We start from the raw sequence: 19,487 nt of genomic DNA, 5'->3' as shown, positions 1-19,487 counted from the left end.
CGACGTTCAGAGCCACGGCCGCAGTTCGTTCTCACTGCTAATAAACGGGGGGCAACTATAGGGGAGTTCGGTCACAAGCGTCGGGCAGATGATCGAAGCTCGGGACCTTCGCAAGGAGTACGGGGACTTCGTCGCCGTCGAGGGGAGCACGTTCTCCGTCGACCGGGGCGAGGTGTTCGGCGTCATCGGCCCGAACGGTGCGGGCAAGACGACGACGCTGAAGATGCTCTCCGGACTGCTCGAACCGACCAGCGGCGACGTGTCCGTCGCCGGCTACGACGTGACCGACACCGAGATGCGCCAGCAGCTCGGTTTCCTCCCCGAGGAATCGCCCCTCTACGAGGAGATGACGCCGCTGTCGTACCTGCGATTCTTCGCGGACCTGTACGACGTGCCGACGGACGTAGCGACCGAACGGATGCACGACACGCTGGACGAGCTCGAACTCGAACACCGCGAGCGCAAGCTGGGCGACATGTCCAAGGGGATGAAGCGGAAGGTCGCCATCGCCAGATCGCTGATCAACGACCCGGACGTGCTGGTCTACGACGAACCCGCCAGCGGACTGGACCCGCTGACGACGAACTACGTCATCCAGTTCACCGAGCAGCTGGCTCGGGAGGGCAAGACCATCGTCTTCTCGGCGCACAACCTCTATCACGTCGAGACGATCTGCGACCGCGTGGCGATCATGAACGAGGGCCAGATCGTCGCTCGCGGCGATCTGGAAGCTCTCCAGGACGAGTACGGCGATCGGGAGTACCACGTCTACACGACCGTCGAGGTGCCCGGCGCGGTCGCGGAGAACGGCAACTGGCGGCGCGTCGTCGAGACGATGGACGGCGTCGAGGACGTTCGGGCGGCCGCCGCCGAACGCGGCGGCGAGGTCATCGACATCAGGACCGAGGAGTCGAGTCTCGAAGAAGTGTTCCTCAACGTCGCCGAGAGCGAGACGCCGGGGACCCGCTACGTCGAGGAGGCCTAGATGAACCCGCGGAAGCTACTGCGGATCGCCAAGTGGGAGGTGACCAAGAACGCCGGGGGCGTCGACAAACGGACCGTGGCCATCATGGCCGTCTCGGTCGTGGCGATGGTGCTGGTCGCCGGGCTCGCAGCCAGCAGTGGGGCCAGCGGACTCGACAGCGGGCTCTACCGGATCGGCGTCGACGAGTCGAGTTCCTACTACGCACCGGCCAGCGACGACGCGGCCTTCGTCGTCCAGGAGCCCGACCCTGCGGCGGTCGAACGCGGCGACCAGGAACTGCTCTTCGTCGGGACACAGCTGGCGAGCAGTCCGGAAGACCCCAAAGAGCGGGCGGCGCTCGGTGAGTTCCGCACGAGCGTCGACCGGTACAACAGCCGCCAGATGGCCCGCGATGACAACCGGACCGCCGCAGAGCCCGTCTCGGTGACGCTGGTCTATCTCGAACAGTCCGGCGTCTCTGAGACGATCGCGTCCGACAGCGGTTCGGACGGAGACGGCGACGGTAACGGCGGCAGTGCCGGCGGATCGAGCGGCGGGAGCGGCGGCGACGGCGGCGACGGCGGCAGTGCCGGCGGCTCGACCGACAGCGATGCCGGTGGGCTGGCCGGGCTCGGCGCGGGACTGACGGGTGGATCGACAACCGGCTCTCCCTCGGACATCCAGCCGCCCTTCCCCTTCGAGTCGCTCGTACTCGCCTTCCTCTTTATCGTCCCGATGAACTTCGTCATCCAGGCCTACGGCTCGACGATGCTCTCCGAGCGGCTCAACCGACGAGGGGAACTGCTGTTGGTCTCTCCGGTCAGCCGGTTCGACATCGTCGCCGGCAAGACGATGCCGTACTTCCTCGGTGCCATGGGCGTCGTAACGGCGATTACGCTCGGTCTGCGATTCGGCGGGCTGACCGCCGGGGGCGGGCCGATCGCGGTCCTGGCGATGCTCCCGATCGCTCTGCTCTTCCTCTCGGCGACGTTCTGTGGCGCGATGTTCGCGCGGTCGTTCAAGGAGCTGACCTTCGTCACGGTGACCGTGACGGTCTCGCTGACCAGCTACGCCTTCGTGCCGGCGATCTTCACCGACGTGACCCCGATCGCGCTGATCTCGCCGCTGACGGTGGTAGTCCGTGATCTCCAGGCCCAGACCGTGACGGCGAGCAACTTCGCGTTCTCGACGATCCCGCCCACGCTGACGGCCGTCGTCCTGTTCGGACTGGGGGCCGGACTCTACCGGGAAGAGGACATGTTCACCCAGCGATCGATTCCCCTGAAAGTACTCGACGCGCTCTCGGGTCGAATCAAGTCGAACTGGAGCGCGCTGAAACTCTCCGTGTTGCTGATCCCGCTCGTATTAGTCGCCGAGCTGGTGGCGATCGCACTGATCTTCCCGCTACAAGGGCTGTCGACGGCACTGACGATCCCCCTGATCCTCGGTGCGGTCGTCTTCATCGAAGAAGTCGCGAAGAGTCTGCACCTCTATGCCGGCTACACCAGCGGTCGGTACGACCGGTCGCTCCGGACCGGAGTGGTCGTCGGCACACTCAGTGGCGTCGGGTTCTTCCTGGCAGAGAAGGTGACGCTCGTGGCGCAACTGGTCAATCCGGGACTCCGGGAGATACAGACCAGCCAGGTCGGGCTGGAGCTGCTGCCGTCCGGCGTGCCGATCTGGCTCACCGTCGCCGTCCTCCTGCTCCTGCCGCTCCTCTTGCACGTCGTCACCGCGACGGTCTCCTCGCTCGGGGCGCGGCGCTCTCGGCGGTCGTACCTGCTGGCCCTGGGGGCCGCGATGGCGATTCACTTCGCCTACAACTACACGGTGGTGATCGCCCTTGGCCAGTGATCGCTCGCTGGACCCGCGACTCGTGATCGCCCGCCGGGACCTGGCGTCGCTCGGACGCGAGAAGACGATCGTGCTCGCGATTCTGATCCAGCTGTTCGTGGCGGCGTTCTCGTCGTTCCTCGTGGTCGGGCTCACGTCGCTGTACGATCCCGGTTCGGTCGAGTCGGGCGGCATCGAGATGGCCGTCACCGGCGACGCCCAACAGGAGTTGTTCGAGGCCGTCGCGGAGACCGAGGGCGTCCAGCCGGTCGCGTTCGACGCGACCGACGACGCCCAGCAGGCGTTCAACGTCGGGCGCGTCGACGCGGTGTTGACGGGGACCTACGATTCTCCGCCCGACAGTGACGGCCGGGTAATCGAGGTGACGGCGATCGCGCCGGACGGCAGCATCCGGACGACGTTGATCGTCGTCCAGTTGCGCGAGGTGCTGAAGACCCTGGAGCGCAACGAACGGTTCGAGCGCGCCGACTCGCTCGATGCGCCGCCCCTCGAACTCCCGCCGGAGGCGAACGCCAGTCCGTACTTCAGCTTCACCTACACCGTCTTGATCCCGCTCTTGCTGTTCTTGCCGCCGTTCATCAGCGGCTCGGTCGCCGTCGACACCATCACCGAGGAGATCGAACGCGGCACGCTCGAACTGCTGCGGGTCGCGCCGGTCAGCCTGGTCGACGTGGTCGACGGGAAGTCGCTGGCGATGATCGCGCTGGCACCGGCACAGGCCGCGCTGTGGATCGGCCTGCTGTCGGCCAACGGTATCGCGGTGTCGAATCCGCTGGCGCTGTTGGTGTTCGTCACCGCGACGGCGACGATCGTCGTCGTCTTCGGCGTCGTGCTGGGACTGCAGCTCGGTCGCCGACGGCCCGCACAGCTCCTGTACTCGGTTCTGACGCTGGTGGTGTTCGGCGCGGCGATCCTCCTGCCGGAACACCCATCGACGACGGCGGCCAAGCTCGCGGTCGACAGCCCGTCGCTCGTGACTTACGGTCACGTCGTCGGCTACGTCGTCGCCGCCGTGGTGCTGTTCGTGGTCGCGCGCCGGTACGTCGCCCGCGTCGAGCCCGAGTCGCTGTAGTCGGCCGTCGCCGACGTACCTTTTTGTGGCACCGTCCGCTGGCTCCGGTATGGAGTACACGACGCTGGGTTCGACCGGGATCGAGGTCTCGAAGCTCTGTCTGGGGTGTATGAGCTTCGGCACTTCCGAGTGGCGCGACTGGGTCCTCGACGAGTCCGAGAGCCGGGCGGTCATCGATCGCGCGATCGACCTGGGGATCAACTTCTTCGATACGGCAAACATGTATTCGGCGGGCGAGTCCGAGCGCGTCCTTGGTGAGGCGCTGTCGGCGTACGACCGCGACGAGCAGGTCGTCGCCACGAAGGGCTTCTTCCAGATGGACGAGGACGACCCCAACTCCGGCGGTCTCTCGCGGAAGGCCATCGAGCAGGAGCTGTCGGCCTCGCTGGACCGGCTGGGCATGGACACCGTCGACCTCTACCAGATCCACCGCTGGGACGACGACACGCCAATCGAGACGACGCTACGGACGCTGGACGACGCCGTCCGCCGCGGCCAGATCCGCCACGCCGGTGCGTCCTCGATGTGGACCTACCAGTTCGCCGAGGCCCTGCGGACCAGCGAGCGCGAGGACCTGACCCGCTTCGAGACGATGCAGAACCACTACAACCTCCTCTATCGCGAGGAGGAACGCGAGATGCTCCCGTTCTGCCAGCGGGACGCCGTCGCCGTCATCCCGTGGAGCCCGCTCGCCCGCGGCTACCTCACGCGCCCCCACGAGGAGTTCGACGCCACGACGCGGGGCCAGACCGACGACTACGCGCGGGAACACCCCTACTTCGAGGGCGGCGGCCGCGAGATCAACGAGCGCGTCCAGGAACTGGCCGACGAGAGGGACGCGACGATGGCCCAGATCGCGCTCTCGTGGCTCCTGCACAAAGACGCCGTGGACGCCCCGATCGTCGGCACCACGAGCATCGAGCACCTCGAACAGGCCGTCGCGGCGCTCGACATCTCGCTGTCCGACAGCGACATCGAGTGGCTGGAAGCGCCCTACGAGCCGGTGCCGGTTTCGGGCCACGAGTAGCGCGGCGCGCTGGGAGCGAAGCGAGCAGCGGGCCGCGAAAGGGCGAGCGGGGAGGAACGATCCGTGAGTAGCGCGGCGCGCTGGGAGCGAAGCGAGCAGCGGGCCGCGAAAGGGCGAGCGGGGAGGAACGATCCGTGAGTAGCGCGGCGCGCTGGGAGCGAAGCGAGCAGCGGGCCGCGAAAGGGCGAGCGGGGAGGAACGATCCGTGAGTAGCGCGGCGCGCTGGGAGCGAAGCGAGCAGCGGGCCGCGAAAGGGCGAGCGGGGAGGAACGATCCGTGAGTAGCGCGGCGCGCTGGGAGCGAAGCGAGCAGCGGGCCGCGAAAGGGCGAGCGGGAGTCGAAACGTATTACGTATACTCACATCGCAAACAGGCTCAGGGAACCCGTCCACCGGGGGTCCCGCGTTCGCTCGACGGGGTCGTCCCGGCTTGCTCGTGGGTGTGGTGGTAGAACCGCAACCGCGGGCCGCCGTCGTCGATCGGTTCGAAACAGACCCGTCGGAAGCGCTCGTTCTCGATCAGGTTCACCGCGACGCCCTCCTCGTGGACCGAGACGGAGGCGTACGGCGTCTCGCAGATGGGGCAGCGTTCCGGTGGTCCGCCGTCCGAGTCCTCGTCACTCATCGCTGTCTCCGGCCTGCGCCGCCTTGCCTGACTGCACACTCCATGTCCGCCACTGGAGTGGGAAGCCCCAAAGTTCCCCGGGCGACACCCCTTATTGTCACCAGCCCTAACGTCGAGTATGCGTCGTCTGCTCTCGATGGAGTGGCGAAACGTCCTGTTCGCCCACTGGCCGGTCCCGGTCGAGACGGTCGCCCAGTCCCTGCCCGAGGGGCTCTCCGTCGACACCTTCGACGGGTCCGCGTGGCTCGGCGTCGTCCCCTTCCGAATGGCGGACATCCGGCCGCGGGGCTCCCCGATCGGACGCTCGTTCTACGAGCTGAACCTCCGGACGTACGTCACGCTGGACGGCCAGCCGGGGGTGTACTTCTACAACCTCGACGCCGACGACCGGCTCGGCGTCGCGGTGGCTCGCCGGTTGTTCCGGCTGCCCTACTACCGCGCACGGATGACCGCTCATCGCCACGGCTCGCGGACGCGCCTCCAGAGCGTGCGCACCCACCCCGACGCCCCGGACGTTCGATTCCGAGCCAGCTTCGAGCCCACCGGCCTGCCCGAGCCCGCACGCGACGACTCGCTGGCCGCGTTCCTCACGGAGCGGTATCGGTTCTACGTGGCCGACGACCGCGGCCGGATCTACTTCGCCGACATCGACCACCCGCCGTGGGACCTCCAGCCGGCGACGGTCACGTTCGACCGCAACGACCTGTTCGCCGCCAGCGGCTTCGACGCGCCCGACTCCGAGCGGGTCGTCCACTTCAGCCCCGGCCTCGACGTGACCGCGGGCCGACTCCACCGACACCGCTGATCGGCGGTGCTTCTCGACCGCCGGGTCACTAAAGCTACTCGCACTCCTACGGTGGGACATGTCTGGACCGCTGCGTCCCCTCTCTATCGCGCTCTCGGACGTGTGTTTCCTCCACTGGCCGGTCGCGCCCGCCGCGGTTCGTGACGCGCTCCCCGCCTGGGCGCGACCGGACACGACGGACGGCACGGCGTGGGTGTCCGCGCTGTCGCTCTCGATCGACTGCTTCGACGCCTTCGGCGTTCCCCTTCGCGAGCACGTCGAGACCGTCGCCGTCCGCACGTACGTGCAGACGCCGTCCGGCGACCGTGCGGTCGCGTTTCTCTCGCTGGACGTGACCGACCGTCTCGTCGTAGACGCACTCCGAACGCTCTTTCACCTGCCGGCGTCCCACGCCGACGTACGACGACGACGCCAGGGCGGCCGCACGGAGGTGGTCTCGCGGCGGCGAGACGGCGGGAACGCGCGACTGGGCGTCACGTTCGAGCCGACCGGGACGCCGACGACGACGGCTCCCGACACCCTCGCCGCCTTCCTGCTCGATCGCGAGCGCTACGTGACGACCGGGCCGCTGGAGGCGCGGCTCGTCGGGTCGGTGGGACACCCGCCGTGGACGGTCCAGCCCGCCGACGCGGCCGTGACGGAGACGACGCTGCTGGACGCGGCGGGAGTCGACGCCCTGGACGGCGAACCGCTGGCCCACTACAGTCCCGGCGTCGAGATGGGCGTCGGCGTGCTGGAGCCGCTGTCGCCCACAACGATTATGAACGCGCGGTCTCTGTGGTGTCTGTGATGCAGTACGAGCGAATGGCCGCGTGGACCGGGGTCGGGGTACCGATCGTCACGCTGGGTGCGATTCTGCTCGCGACGACGCTCTCGCCGGGGTTCGACTGGACGGTGAACGCGCTCTCGCATCTCGGCGCTCTGGAGAGTAGGGCCGCAGCCGAGGGTGTCGCGACGGGCCCGACGCGGTTGCTGTTCAACGGCGGGCTGATCGTCGGCGGGCTCGCGGGGCTGGGCTTCGCCGGAGCGGTCTGGCTCGGGAGCAATGGCCTCGTCGAACGGCTCGGTGCCGTCGTCCTCGGGCTCTCGCTGCTCTCGCTGGCCGGCGTCGGTACCTTCCCCGACGGGACCGCCCCGCACTTCGCGGTCGCGATCGGCCACTACCTGCTGTTTACCGTCGCGTTCTGGCTCTACGGGACGGGCAACGTCCTCGCCGGCGACCGGCTGCGCGGCGCGGTCACGATCCTGCTGGGTATCGCCCACCTCGGGGGCTGGTACGTCTGGTTCCTGACCGGTGGCGTTCGGCAGTCGGGGCTGGCGATTCCCGAGATGTACGGCGCAGTCGTCTTCTGTGGCTGGGTCGTCGTCACCGCACACTGGCACCTGACGGGCGACCGAGCGCTCGGACGGCCCAACAGCTAAGCCGAGCCGTCTACTGGATAGCCCCATGCCGGCGATCGAAACGACGGGGCTCACGAAGGAGTACGGCGACCTCGACGCGCTGTCGGGACTGTCGCTGACGGTCGGGGAGGGCGAACTGTTCGCGTTGCTCGGACCGAACGGCTCGGGCAAGACCACGACGATCGAGATACTGACCGGCCAGCGGACGCCCACGTCGGGTACGGCGACCGTCCTGGGCCACGATCCCGTCGCCGAACCGATGGCGGTCCGTCGGGCTATCGGGACGCTGCCCGAGCGGGAGGATCCGCCGAGCTTCCTCACGCCGCGGGAGTTCCTCGAATTCGTCTGCGAGGTCCGGGCGCTGTCCGATCCGGAAGACCACGTCGAGCGGTGGGCCGAGCGACTGTCGTTCGTCGAGACGCTCGACACCCTGTCGACGAACCTCTCGGAGGGCCAGCGCCAGCGCGTGATGCTCGCCGCCGCCTTCGTTCACGAGCCCGAACTGGTCTTCATCGACGAACCGCTGGTCAACCTCGATCCGATCATGCAAGAACAGGTCAAGCGCCACCTCGCCGACTACTGCGCGGCGGGCAACACGATCTTCCTCTCGACGCACTTCGTCGAGGTGGCCCAGGAGCTGTGTACCAGCGTCGGCATCGTCTCCGACGGCCGGCTGGTCGCGACCTGCGATCCCCGCGAGTTCGACGACGGCGAGTTGCTCGACGTGTTCGTCGCGGAGGTCGACGCCGAGCGCGAGGCGGTCGTCGGATGACGGCGTCCAACCGGACGCTGCTGTCGTGGATGGTCCGCGAGGAGTGGCGACTCCACAGCGAGCTGTTTGGCGGCCGTCGATTCGCGGGGTTTCCGCTGGCGATCGGCGCACTCACCGCGCTGGGAACCGCGCTGCTGGCGGCCACTGGGACGGGGCCTGCGGCCGTCCTCGGCGGACTGCACGCGCTGGTGGCGCTGTTCGGTCTCCAGGTCGGGACGATCGGTCTCGTCGGCCGGGACGCCCTGCGGGACGTGCTGGGCGACGTGACGCTGTTGCTCTTCTCCGCCCGGACGCTCCCGCTGTCGACGAAACGGCTCCTCGGTCTCTTCCTCGTGAAGGAGGTCCTCTACTACTCGGGGCTGTTCGTCACCCCCGTGCTGGCGGGCTTCGGTGTGGTTGCCGTCGGCCGCGGGATGGCTCCCGCGGCGGTCGCGCTCGCCTGGCTGACGGTGACGCTGGCGTTCGCGCTCGGCGCGACGGCCAGCCTCGCACTCGCGGCGCTGGCCGCGCGGAACGCGCTCGCGGTCGGCGTCGCGCTGGCCGCTGGCGTGGTCGCGGTCGTCGCTACCGGCACCGATCCCGTCGCGTTGACGCCGTACCGCCTGTTCACCGATCCGTCCGTGGCGGCCCTCGTCGCCGCGGTTGTCCCGTCGATCGCTCTCGGCGGCCTCGGGATCGCGCTGTTCGAGCCGACCGAAGACGACGGGACGGACGGCCGCCACCGGCGGCTGGACCGCCTGCTGGTCGCCGTCGCGCCCGACGGGCTGACGCGTCGCCCGCTGCTCGCCGTCGCGCGCTCGGCGGGCTCGGTCTGGAAAGTCCTGTTCTCGATGGGAGTCCTCTTCGGCGTCACGGCGCTGGTGCTTCGGCAGGTGACGGCCGCGACGGGTATCGAGCCGGGCGTCGGCATCGCCTTCGGCACGCTGCTGGGCCTGGGCGGGTTCACGACCTACAGCTGGGTGACCCAGTTCGGGGACCCGCGGGAGTACCTCCGGTATCCCGTCAGCTACGACGCGGTGTTTCGCGGCGCGTTGCGGGCGTACCTCCTGCTGTCGGTCGGGGCGTCGCTGCTCTATCTCGCGGTCGCGCTCCTGTGGTACCCTCTCGCCGAGATCGCGCTGGGAGCCGTCGTTCAACCGCTGGTCGCGCTGTACGTCTTCGGCGTGACTGCGGCGGTGTCCGGGCTCTCGCCCAACGAGTTGCTGTTCGACACGCCGCGGTTCGCGCTGTTCGGTGCCGCCCTCGCCACGCTGGCGACGCCCCTCGTAGTCGCCGCGCTGGCGGTGCGCGTCGACCCCCTTCTCGTACGCGCCGTCGCCGTAGCGATCGCGCTCGTCGGCGCGGTCGCGGGCCTGGTGCTGACGAGACGGGCCGGCCCGCGGTGGACGAGCGTCTTCCGCGAGTGAGGCTGTCGTCGCGGTTTGCCAGTGGACGCCGTGGCGACGCGACTGCATCGAGTACCTATAAGTGTCCGTTCACGCAATACCACGATAATCGAACAGGTGTCCCACGTGACAACGCCAAGCAGCGGTCGAGAACAACTCAGTGTCCTCGTCGTCGACGACAGCGAATTCTTCGCGGAGATGACTGCCGAGACGCTGGCCGAGGACCACGGCTTCGGTACGCACGCGGCCAGCGACCCGAAGGCTGCTCTCGACTACTTCTCTGACAACGACGTGGACTGTATCGTGAGCGACTACGAGATGCCCGGAATGGACGGCCTGGAGTTCCTCGATGCGGTCCGGGAACGCGAGTCCGACATCCCCTTTATCCTCCTCACCGGGCGCGGCGACGAGGAGGTCGCCAGCGAGGCCATCGCCGCGGGTGTCACCGACTACCTGCTGAAGCTCGAGGTCGTCGAAGACAAGCAGTACGGCCGACTCGCGAACAGAATCCGAAACGTCGTCTCGAAGCGCCGCACCCAGGCCAAGTACGAGCTGCTGGTCGACACCTCGCCGGACCTGATCGCACAGGTCGCCGAGGACGGGACGATCCTCGCGGCCAACCCCGCGATGGCCGAGTTCACCGACATCAGCCGAGCGGAACTCGTCGGCCAGACGCTCGCTGCGGTCCTCGGGACGATCGGTGAAGAGCGGACGGCAGTCGGCCAGTCCGTCATCGAGGACGGCGATCCCACCCACGCAGAAGACCAGATCGACGGCCGGTCGTTTCACAACATCTACGTCCCGATCGACGTACACAGCCACCGGCCGTCGTTCCAGCTGGTCTCTCGGGACATCACGGAGCGCGTCGAACGCGAACGAGAGCTCAAGCGTCAGAACGAGCGCCTCGAAGAGTTCGCCAGCGTCGTCAGCCACGACATGCGAAATCCGCTCAACGTGGCCCAGTCCGCACTCCAGTTGTTAGAGAAAGACAGGGGAGACGACGCCGAGCTGCGGGCGAGACTGACGCGCTCGCTCGACCGGATGGAGTCGCTGATCGACGACGTGTTGACACTCGCTCGCGAGGGCGAGACCGTCGACGACCCCAGCGTCGTCGACCTTGGGACGATCGCCCGCGAGAGCTGGATGGTGACCGACAGCGGCGAGGCGGAGCTGGTGATCGACTCGTCGGCCCGGATTCAGGCCGACGACGGCCGTCTCGGGAGCATCTTCTCGAACCTCTACGGGAACGCCGTCGACCACGGCCGCCCCTCGTCGGACGCCGAGAACGCCGAGCCGGTGACCGTCACCGTCAGCGTGACCGACGACGGGTTCGTCGTCGCCGACGACGGCTGTGGCATGGACCTCTCGACGGACGGCGACCCCTTCGAGATGGGGTACTCAAGCGACACCGAGGGGACCGGCATGGGACTGACCATCGTCGAGCGGGTGGCCGAGGCCCACGGCTGGTCGGTCGACCTCGGCGAGAGCGAGGACGGCGGTCTGGCCGTCGAGATCAGCGGCGTCACCTTCGTCGAGTGACCGGTCGGCCTTTGACGATCCAGTCCGTAGCGCCTCTCGATGAGCCGCGGCGTGATCGTCGATCTCGACGGAACCGTGTATCACGGCGACGACCTCGTTCCGGGCGCACCGGCAGGGATCGACTCCCTCAGAGCCGCCAGCGAGTCGCTGCTGTTCTTCTCGAACAATCCGACCCGCAACGGGGCGGCCTACGTCGACCGGCTCGCCGACCTCGGCGTGACGGTCCGTCCGGGCGAGGCCTGTTCGGCGGCCGACGTGACAGCCGAGTACCTCCGGGCTCGCCACGCCGACGACGCCGTATTTCTCGTCGGCGCGGACAGAATCGCGGAGATTCTCGACACCGAAGGAGTGGCGCTCACCGACGACCCCGAGCGAGCGGACGTGTTGCTCGCAGGGTGGAGCCCGGAGTTCCACTACGACGACATGGTCGACGCCCTTCGGGCCTACGACGAGACCGTGACCTTCCTCGGGACGGACCCCGATCGCACCTTCCCCGGCCAGAACGGCCTGCCGACGCCGGGGTCGGGAGCCATCGTCAACGCGGTCGCCGGTGTCCTCGAAGCGGAGCCCGACCAGATCCTCGGCAAGCCGTCGAGACGGGCGATACAGGCGGCACTCGACAGGCTGGGCGTTCCGGCGTCGGACTGTCTCGTGATCGGAGATCGACTCTCGACGGACGTCGCGATGGGCGAACGGGCCGGCATGGAGACCGCGCTGGTGCTCTCGGGTGCCACGACGCGGGAGGATCTCGCCGACAGCGACGTGCGACCCGACCACGTCCTCGACTCGATCGCGGAGGTCGACAGCGTTCTCTCCGAACGCTGAACGGCCGCTCACTGTCGCTCGCCTGACGAGATTCTGTCAGTTCACCGTCTGCTTTATTGTCGCCGGCTGTGTCACTCTCTAACGCGCTCTCGACGAGCGCGGTGTTTCCAATGAGTGACATCCTCATGATCGTCGGCGACTTCGGCGAAGACTACGAGATAATGGTCCCCTTCCAGGCGCTGCAGATGGTCGGCCACGAGGTCGACGCGGTCTGTCCGGAGAAAGAGGCCGGCGAGACGATCAAGACCGCCGTCCACGACTTCCGGGGCGACCAGACCTACATGGAGAGCCGTGGGCACAACTTCGAGCTGAACGCGACGCTGGCCGACGTGACCCCCAGCGACTACGACGCGCTGGTCGTGCCGGGCGGACGCGCGCCGGAGTATCTCCGGATCCACGAGCCGGTGCTCGACGCAGTCCGGCACTTCTTCGAGGCGAACAAGCCCGTCGCCTCGCTGTGTCACGGCCCACAGATTCTGGCGGCTGCCGGCGTCCTCGACGGGTACGAGATGACGTCTTTCCCTGCCGTCCGGGCGGAGTGTGAGGCAGCGGGCTGTTCGTGGGTCGACGAGGTCGTCACCGACGACAACCTCGTCACCGGTCAGGCCTGGCCGGACCACGACGAGTGGCTCGCACAGTTCCTCGACCTGCTGGGGACCGACATCAGCCACGGCGAACCGGTCGCGGCGGACGACTGACGGTCTGTCCGCGGCGAACCGGTGGCGGTCTCACAATAAACTCTAAACAATGTGGCTGTGTGGTGTGGTCGAATGCTTTTTTAGACCGGTCGACAAACGGGATGACATGGCAGACAAAGACGACCTCAGAGAGCAGTTCACCGAAGCGTTCGAGGAAGCCGACTACCCGATCTCCAGTCCGATGGACCTCGTCCCGGCCCTGCCCAGCGGGCCGTCGACGAAGTTCGAGTCCGGCGACTTCTCGATGACGGCGATGGAGCTCAACACCAAGCTCGGCGGAGACTTCCCCTACGACAGCGTCGACGAGTTCGTCGACAGCGTGATGGAACAGCTCGACGATCAGGACCTTCTATAGGCCGTTCCCGCCGCGGTTTTGTCGTCCAGCCGGCCGGAGCGCCGCCGGCTCGTCGCGTCGACGGTTCGGCCGTCTGGACACAGACTGTGAGCGACGGCTGGGCCGGATGCTGGCACTTATGCCGGCGGTGACCCTAGCCGGCACATGGTCGTCGCGACAGCCGTCGACACGTTCGGCCCGTTCCTGATCCCGGCGACGCTGTTCGTCGTCGGCGTAGCCGGCTACGCGGTGCTCTGGGTCCTGACCGGTCAGCAGCGAAAGTGGGCGGCCGACGACGGCGACGGCGTCCGGAGACAGGACGACTCAGAGCCGCCCGAGCGGTGAGCGCGAGCGGTCGAGCCGCGCGGCCGAATCCTCGGCAACGATACTTATTTCCTTGCGATGGCCCTACCAGAGAGTGAATGTTGAGCGCGAAGATGGAGGACTACCTGAAGGCCCTCTACCAGCTCCAGCGTGACGAGGAGGGAGCGGTCTCGACCTCGTCGCTGGCCGACGCACTCGACGTGACGCCGCCGACGGCATCGAGCATGCTCGATACGCTCGCCGACGCCGGCTTCGTCGAGCGCGAGAAGTACAAGGGAGCGCACCTCACACCGGAGGGCGAGACCGTCGCGCTCGAAGTCGTCCGCCACCACCGGCTGCTGGAGACGTACCTCACCGAACACCTGGGGTACGACTGGTCGGAGGTCCACGACGAGGCCGACCGGCTCGAACACCACATCAGCGAGGAGTTCGAGCGCCGCGTCGCGGCCGCGCTGGGCGACCCCGAGGTCGATCCCCACGGCGACCCGATTCCGAGCGAGACTCTGGAGCCCCTCGACGAGGAGTTCGGCGAGACGCTCGGCGAACACGAGACCGGCGACGAGGTCGTCGTCGAGCGGATCAGCGACCGGGACTCCGACGAGTTGGCGTACCTCTCCGAGCGCGGAATCGCCCCCGAGAGCCGGCTGGAGATCGTCGACGTGGCTCCGATCGGGATGGTCACCGTCGCCATCGACGGCCGCGAGGTGTCCTTACCCGACCGCGTCGCAGAACTGATACACGTTCGGCCCGTTCCCACAGAGGAGAACACCGGCACTGCCTGACCATGGACACGCTCGACGACACGGATCGCCAGATCCTCGAACTGCTGTTAGAAGACGCCCGCCGGCCCTACAGCGAGATCGGCGACGCGGTCGATCTGTCCGGACCCGCGGTGTCCGACCGGATCGAACGGCTGCAAGAGCGCGGGCTGTTGCGACGGTTCACGGTGGAACTCGACCGCCAGATGCTTCGCGACGGCGTCTCGGTCCTCGTCGAGTTGCGCGTCGATCCGGACATCGCCGCCGACGTCGCGACGCGCCTGGGCACCGTCGACGCCGTCGAACACGTGCTTCGGACCGTCGACGCGCGGCTCCTCTTTACCGCGACGGTGCCCGAGGCCGACGTAACGTCGCTGCTCGAAGAGTGGGACCTCCTCCAGTACGTCCGGGAGTTCGACGTGCGCGTCCTCGCCGACACCGTCTGGTCGCCCAGCGTCGGCTCTGCCGAGCTGGCCCCGACCTGTGTCGAGTGTGGCAACACCGTCGACGACGAGGGGACGAGCCGCGTCCTCGACGGGACGGAGTACTACTTCTGCTGTGAGTCCTGTGAGTCTCGGTTCGTCGAGACGTACGACCAGCTCCGAGACGGGACGTGATCGGTTTGGAAGCGATCGTTTCGGGCCGCGATATCCTTCTATTCGAAAGTCTACCTCGATAGAGACCTTGGCTTCGAAGGGGCAAACCGCATGAAACAGGAGCCCGTATCGATACACGAGATGAGTACCAGGACGACCCGTCTGTCGGTGACGGGTATGAGCTGTGCGAACTGTGCAGCCACGATCGAGGACGCGCTCGACGCCCTCGACGGGGTCGCGTCGGCCGACGTCAACGCGGCCACCGACGAGGGGCGCGTCGAGTACGATCCCGAAGTCACGTCGCTGTCGGCGATCTACGACGCCGTCGAGTCGGCCGGCTACGGTGCCGTCGACGAGACGGTCTCGGTCGGCATCACGGACATGTCGTGTGCCAACTGCGCCGAGGCCAACGCCGAGTCGCTGCTGGCGACCCCCGGCGTCGTCGCGGCCGACGTGAACTACGCCACCGACGAGGCACAGGTCCGGTACAACCCGGCCGAGGCGGACCGCTCGGACCTCTACGACGCGATCGAGTCGGCGGGCTACACGCCGGTCCGGGAGGCGGGAGACGACAGCGGAGACGGCGGGGACGACCGCGACCAGCGCGACCTCGCGCGGCAAGCGGAGATCCGCCGCCAGCTTCGCCTCACGCTCTTTGGCGGCGCGCTCTCGGTCCCGCTGCTGGTGATGCTGGTCGATCACGTCCTCGGGCTGGGACTGCTCGGCGATTCGCTGGCCGGCATCGACGTGGGCTGGTTCGCCTTCGCGCTCGCGACGCCGGTCCAGATCGCGCTCGGCAAGCCCTTCTACGTCAACTCCTACCGCGCGCTGGTGCGCAACGGCCGGGCGAACATGGACGTGCTGATCGCGCTTGGCTCGTCGACGGCGTACGTCTACAGCGTCGCGGCCCTGATCGGGCTGATCCCCGGTGCGGGGCTGTACTTCGACACGGCCGCGCTGATCCTCGTGTTCATCACGCTGGGGAACTACCTCGAAGCCCGCTCGAAGGGCCAAGCCGGCGAGGCGATCCGGTCGCTGCTGGAGATGGAGGCCGAGACCGCCACGGTCGTCCACGAAGACGGCACCGAGGAGGAGGTCCCGCTGGAAGCGGTCGCGGTCGGCGACCGACTGAAAGTCCGGCCCGGCGAGAAGGTCCCGACCGACGGCGTCGTCGTCGACGGCGAATCCGCGGTCGACGAGTCGATGGTCACCGGCGAGTCCGTCCCGGTCGAGAAAGCCGAGGGCGACGAGGTGATCGGGTCGACGATCAACGAGAACGGCGCGCTCGTCGTCGAGGCGACGAAGGTCGGCGAGGAGACGGCGATCCAGCAGATCGTCGCCCGCGTCCGTGACGCCCAGTCGCGTCAGCCGGACATCCAGCGGATCGCCGACCGAATCTCGGCGTACTTCGTCCCGGCAGTCATCGCCAACGCCCTGCTGTGGGGCGTCCTGTGGTGGCAGTTCCCCGCCGTCCTGGGCGGGTTCGTCGACGCGCTGCCCCTGTGGGGGCTGCTGGGCGGCGGCCCCGAGGCAGTCGGTGGACCGATCGGCGTCACCGAGTTCGCGATCGTCGTGTTCGCCAGTGCCGTCCTGATCGCCTGCCCCTGTGCCCTGGGGCTCGCGACGCCGGCCGCGACGATGGTCGGCACCGCCATCGGTGCCCAACACGGCGTCCTCTTCGAGGGCGGCGACATCCTCGAACGGGTCCGCGACGTCGACGCCGTGGTCTTCGACAAGACGGGGACGCTCACCGAAGGCGAGATGGAACTGACGGATGTCGTAGCGCTCGATCCGGCCGCGCCCGACGGTGGCGTCCAGCGCGGCGGACACGAGACAGCGAGCGGCTTCGACGAGGACGACGTGCTCGCGATGGCCGCAAGCGCCGAGCAGGAGAGCGAGCACCCGCTGGCCGAGGCGATCGTCGAGGGCGCACGCGAGCGCGGACTCACTCTCGACTCGCCGGAGGCCTTCGAGAACGTCCCCGGCAAGGGGGTGCGCGCGACGATCGATCGCGGGGAGGTGTTCGTCGGGAGCCCCCGACTGCTGGACGCCAACGGCATCGATCCCACCCCCGCCGACTCGGACCGCGAGCGGCTCGAATCGGAGGGGAAGACGGCGATGCTCGTCGGACTCCGTCCCCGCGACGCGGACGGAGAGATCGACGAGCGGGCCGGCCGCGTGGTCGGTGTCGTCGCCGACGCGGACACGATCAAACCCTCGGCGAGCGACGCCGTCGCCGATCTGCGAGACCGCGATCTCGACGTGTGGCTGATCACCGGCGACAACGAGCGGACGGCTCGCGCGGTCGCCCGAGCGGTCGGGATCGATCCCGACAACGTCATGGCCGAGGTGCTCCCCGAGGACAAGGCCGACGCCGTCGACGAGATTCAGAGCGACGGGCGCGAGGCGATGATGGTCGGGGACGGCGTCAACGACGCACCGGCACTGGCGACCGCGGCCGTCGGCTGTGCGATCGGTTCTGGCACCGACGTGGCGATCGAGGCCGCGGACGTGACGCTGATGCGAGACGATCCGGCGGACGTGCTGAAGGCGATCCGCGTCTCGGAAGCGACGCTACAGAAGATCAAGCAGAACCTCGTCTGGGCGCTGGGGTACAACACGCTGATGATCCCGCTGGCGTCGCTGGGCCTGCTCCAGCCGGTGCTGGCGGCCGGTGCCATGGCGCTGTCAAGCGTCTCCGTCCTGACCAACAGCCTGCTGTTCCGGGGGTACACGCCCGATACGGACTACCGGCTGTTGGGCCGGCTCCGCTAGATCCCGCGTTCCTCGGTCGGTGAGACGTCGTGGCGCTTGAGGAACTGCTGGACCGCCTCGTCCGGCCCGACGAGCGTGAGGTGTTCCTCGCCGGTGAACTCTCGCTGGGGGTCGATTTCGACCATCTTGTCGGTCCCGTCGTCGACGGCGATCACCCGACAGCCGGTCTGTTCGTAGATGCCCGAGTTCGCGAGCGTCTGGCCCGCGAACGGGGTTGCCGGGACGCGGACGAGCCGGATCTGGCTCGCGGGCGCGAGCACCTCCTCGCCGCGGAGTTCCCGAGCGATCATTCGTGCGCTCACCCGAGGCACCGACAACACGTAGTCGGCTCCGGCACTGAGGGCCTTCCGCGTCGCGTCGGTGTCGCTGACCCGCACGAGAATCTCGATGTCGTCGTTCAGCGAGCGCGTCAGTACCGTCGACAGCAGCGACGCCGAGTCGTCGGGCAGGCCGACGACGATCGCGCCTGCGGTCTCGATGCCCGCCTCGTGGAGCGTCGCTTTCGAGGCCGCATCGCCGACGATGTCCACCTCGTCCCCGTCCTCGATGTCGATCGTCACCGCGTCGATCCCCGCCTCGTCGATGACCGCGCGGGCGGCCTGCCCGACTTCTCCCTGGCCGGCGACGACGATCCGATCGTGCCGCCTGAGCGTCCGGGGCGACTGGGTCACGTTCCCGAACGCCTCCAGCGCCTCGTGATCTCCGGAGACGAGCAACACGGTGTTCTGGTGGATGACTGCGCCGGGGTCCGGGGGGAGCTGTAGCTCGCCGTCGATCCAGGCCCCGATGACGTTCGCGCCCGTTCGTTCCCTGATATTGGTGTCTCGAAGCTGTTTCCCGATGAGGCGGCTGCCATGATCGACGGGAATCTCCGTGACCTCCATGTCCGCGCCGAGCTCGATCGTGTCTGTCAGCTCCGAACTGAGCGACGAGACCGCCTTTTCGGCGAGGCGGTGGCCGAGAACGCCGTGCGGCGAGAGGACGCTGTCGGCCCCGGCCTGGGTCAGCACGTCTTCCACGTCGCTGTCGTCTGTCAGCGCGATCACGTCGACGTCGTCTCTGATCGACCGCACCGTCAGGATCGTGTTGACGTTCGCGTCACCGGCGTCCGTGATCACCGCCCGCGCGCTGTCGATGCTCGCACGCCGGAAGCTCTCGGCGGCCTGTGGGGAGCCGTAGATCGCGGAGTACCCCTCGTCGGAGAGGTCTTTCGCCTCTTCCTCGTCCGAGGACAGCAGGACGTAATCGATGTCCAGCTCCCGGAGTTCGTCGAGCAACACGGCCGAGTCGCGCCGGTACTCGCAGATGATGACGTGGTCCTGTTTCGGCGTGAGCCGATCGTCGAGGTTCACCTCTGCGCCGGTAAACAGCGGGATGATCACGAGCCGGAGCGTGAAAAAGCCGATCCCGATCCCCGACAGCTGTGTCAGCGCCACGAACACGAGCGTGACCGGATGTGTCCACAGACTCGAGTCCTGGCCGTAGCCGGTGGTCGTCATCGTCTGGACGACCCACTCGAACGACGCGAAGATCGACTGGTCGACGCCTTCCAGACGCGCCATTATGATGTTGTAAACGACTGCGTAGGCGAGGACCAGCACCGTCAGTCCGAGGAGATAGTAGACGACGAGTCGGTCCCGACGCGAGAGTTCGATGTCGGTGATTCGTTCGGGGAGCGAAACCATCTTTGACCTGATTCCTACTCGCCGGTAAAAAGGTTTTATTACGCCGGATC

The 19,487-nt window shown here is 67.8% G+C and carries 19 protein-coding genes; 17 read left to right on the top strand and 2 right to left on the bottom strand.

Annotation, left to right across the window (positions count from 1 at the left end; genetic code table 11):
- Positions 1-88 precede the first annotated feature (88 nt).
- Genes HMUK_RS13135 through HMUK_RS13120 form a run of 4 tightly spaced genes read left to right on the top strand, consistent with a single transcriptional unit; the run spans position 89 to position 4,917 of the window.
- Positions 89-985 carry an ABC transporter ATP-binding protein gene (locus tag HMUK_RS13135; protein ID WP_015763657.1) on the top strand — a complete coding sequence of 299 codons (897 nt, stop codon included), beginning with the start codon at positions 89-91 and terminating at the stop codon, positions 983-985.
- Positions 986-2,818 carry an ABC transporter permease gene (locus tag HMUK_RS13130; protein WP_015763656.1) on the top strand — a complete coding sequence of 611 codons (1,833 nt, stop codon included), beginning with the start codon at positions 986-988 and terminating at the stop codon, positions 2,816-2,818. It begins immediately after the preceding gene.
- The gene (locus HMUK_RS13125; RefSeq protein ID WP_049940841.1) at positions 2,808-3,890 is read left to right on the top strand and encodes an ABC transporter permease; all 1,083 of its coding nucleotides are present in this window, start codon (positions 2,808-2,810) and stop codon (positions 3,888-3,890) included. The genes HMUK_RS13130 and HMUK_RS13125 overlap by 11 nt, the downstream gene beginning before the upstream one ends.
- Before the next feature lie 49 nt (positions 3,891-3,939).
- Complete coding sequence (locus tag HMUK_RS13120) at positions 3,940-4,917, top strand: aldo/keto reductase (RefSeq protein ID WP_015763654.1); 978 nt, start codon at positions 3,940-3,942, stop codon at positions 4,915-4,917.
- Between the two features lie 374 nt (positions 4,918-5,291).
- Here the strand turns inward: HMUK_RS13120 and HMUK_RS13115 are convergent, their stop codons facing one another.
- Entirely contained in the window at positions 5,292-5,540 is a 249-nt protein-coding gene (locus tag HMUK_RS13115) for a hypothetical protein (RefSeq protein WP_015763653.1), read from the bottom strand.
- A gap of 118 nt (positions 5,541-5,658) precedes the next feature.
- Here HMUK_RS13115 and HMUK_RS13110 point away from each other — a divergent pair, with 118 nt between their 5' ends.
- The 13 genes from HMUK_RS13110 to HMUK_RS13050 all read left to right on the top strand — a co-directional run bounded on the left by HMUK_RS13110 (position 5,659) and on the right by HMUK_RS13050 (position 17,752).
- Positions 5,659-6,345: a YqjF family protein gene (locus tag HMUK_RS13110; RefSeq protein WP_015763652.1), complete on the top strand. Its 687-nt coding sequence runs from the start codon at positions 5,659-5,661 to the stop codon at positions 6,343-6,345.
- 58 nt (positions 6,346-6,403) lie between these two features.
- Positions 6,404-7,135 (top strand): YqjF family protein, encoded by a 732-nt coding sequence (locus tag HMUK_RS13105; protein ID WP_015763651.1) that lies wholly within the window; start codon positions 6,404-6,406, stop codon positions 7,133-7,135.
- Positions 7,135-7,767, top strand: a complete 633-nt coding sequence (locus HMUK_RS13100; RefSeq protein ID WP_015763650.1) for a DUF998 domain-containing protein — start codon at positions 7,135-7,137, stop codon at positions 7,765-7,767. The genes HMUK_RS13105 and HMUK_RS13100 overlap by 1 nt, the downstream gene beginning before the upstream one ends.
- Before the next feature lie 25 nt (positions 7,768-7,792).
- A complete protein-coding gene (locus HMUK_RS13095) occupies positions 7,793-8,518 on the top strand; it encodes an ABC transporter ATP-binding protein (protein WP_015763649.1) in 726 nt (241 codons plus the stop codon).
- The gene (locus HMUK_RS13090; protein WP_015763648.1) at positions 8,515-9,924 is read left to right on the top strand and encodes a hypothetical protein; all 1,410 of its coding nucleotides are present in this window, start codon (positions 8,515-8,517) and stop codon (positions 9,922-9,924) included. The genes HMUK_RS13095 and HMUK_RS13090 overlap by 4 nt, the downstream gene beginning before the upstream one ends.
- Before the next feature lie 105 nt (positions 9,925-10,029).
- Positions 10,030-11,442: an ATP-binding response regulator gene (locus tag HMUK_RS13085; RefSeq protein ID WP_223270955.1), complete on the top strand. Its 1,413-nt coding sequence runs from the start codon at positions 10,030-10,032 to the stop codon at positions 11,440-11,442.
- A 39-nt stretch (positions 11,443-11,481) separates the two neighbouring features.
- The gene (locus tag HMUK_RS13080; RefSeq protein WP_015763646.1) at positions 11,482-12,267 is read left to right on the top strand and encodes an HAD-IIA family hydrolase; all 786 of its coding nucleotides are present in this window, start codon (positions 11,482-11,484) and stop codon (positions 12,265-12,267) included.
- Between the two features lie 110 nt (positions 12,268-12,377).
- Positions 12,378-12,965: a DJ-1/PfpI family protein gene (locus HMUK_RS13075; protein ID WP_015763645.1), complete on the top strand. Its 588-nt coding sequence runs from the start codon at positions 12,378-12,380 to the stop codon at positions 12,963-12,965.
- 106 nt (positions 12,966-13,071) lie between these two features.
- On the top strand, positions 13,072-13,320 hold the full coding sequence (locus HMUK_RS13070; protein WP_049940840.1) for an MTH865 family protein: 249 nt from the start codon (positions 13,072-13,074) through the stop codon (positions 13,318-13,320).
- Positions 13,321-13,464: 144 nt separating this feature from the next.
- Positions 13,465-13,644: a hypothetical protein gene (locus HMUK_RS13065; RefSeq protein WP_015763643.1), complete on the top strand. Its 180-nt coding sequence runs from the start codon at positions 13,465-13,467 to the stop codon at positions 13,642-13,644.
- A 77-nt stretch (positions 13,645-13,721) separates the two neighbouring features.
- Positions 13,722-14,405 carry a metal-dependent transcriptional regulator gene (locus HMUK_RS13060; RefSeq protein ID WP_015763642.1) on the top strand — a complete coding sequence of 228 codons (684 nt, stop codon included), beginning with the start codon at positions 13,722-13,724 and terminating at the stop codon, positions 14,403-14,405.
- 2 nt (positions 14,406-14,407) lie between these two features.
- Positions 14,408-14,998, top strand: a complete 591-nt coding sequence (locus HMUK_RS13055; RefSeq protein WP_015763641.1) for an AsnC family transcriptional regulator — start codon at positions 14,408-14,410, stop codon at positions 14,996-14,998.
- Positions 14,999-15,118: 120 nt separating this feature from the next.
- Positions 15,119-17,752: a heavy metal translocating P-type ATPase gene (locus tag HMUK_RS13050; protein WP_049940897.1), complete on the top strand. Its 2,634-nt coding sequence runs from the start codon at positions 15,119-15,121 to the stop codon at positions 17,750-17,752.
- Here HMUK_RS13050 and HMUK_RS13045 read toward each other — a convergent pair.
- Positions 17,749-19,437: an NAD-binding protein gene (locus HMUK_RS13045; RefSeq protein ID WP_015763639.1), complete on the bottom strand. Its 1,689-nt coding sequence runs from the start codon at positions 19,435-19,437 to the stop codon at positions 17,749-17,751. The genes HMUK_RS13050 and HMUK_RS13045 overlap by 4 nt on opposite strands.
- Positions 19,438-19,487 lie beyond the last annotated feature (50 nt).

It is taken from the genome of Halomicrobium mukohataei DSM 12286 (assembly GCF_000023965.1).
Lineage (GTDB): Archaea > Halobacteriota > Halobacteria > Halobacteriales > Haloarculaceae > Halomicrobium > Halomicrobium mukohataei.
The sequence above is the reverse complement of the archived record's forward strand: the minus strand, read 5'-3'. Positions and strand labels throughout refer to the sequence as shown.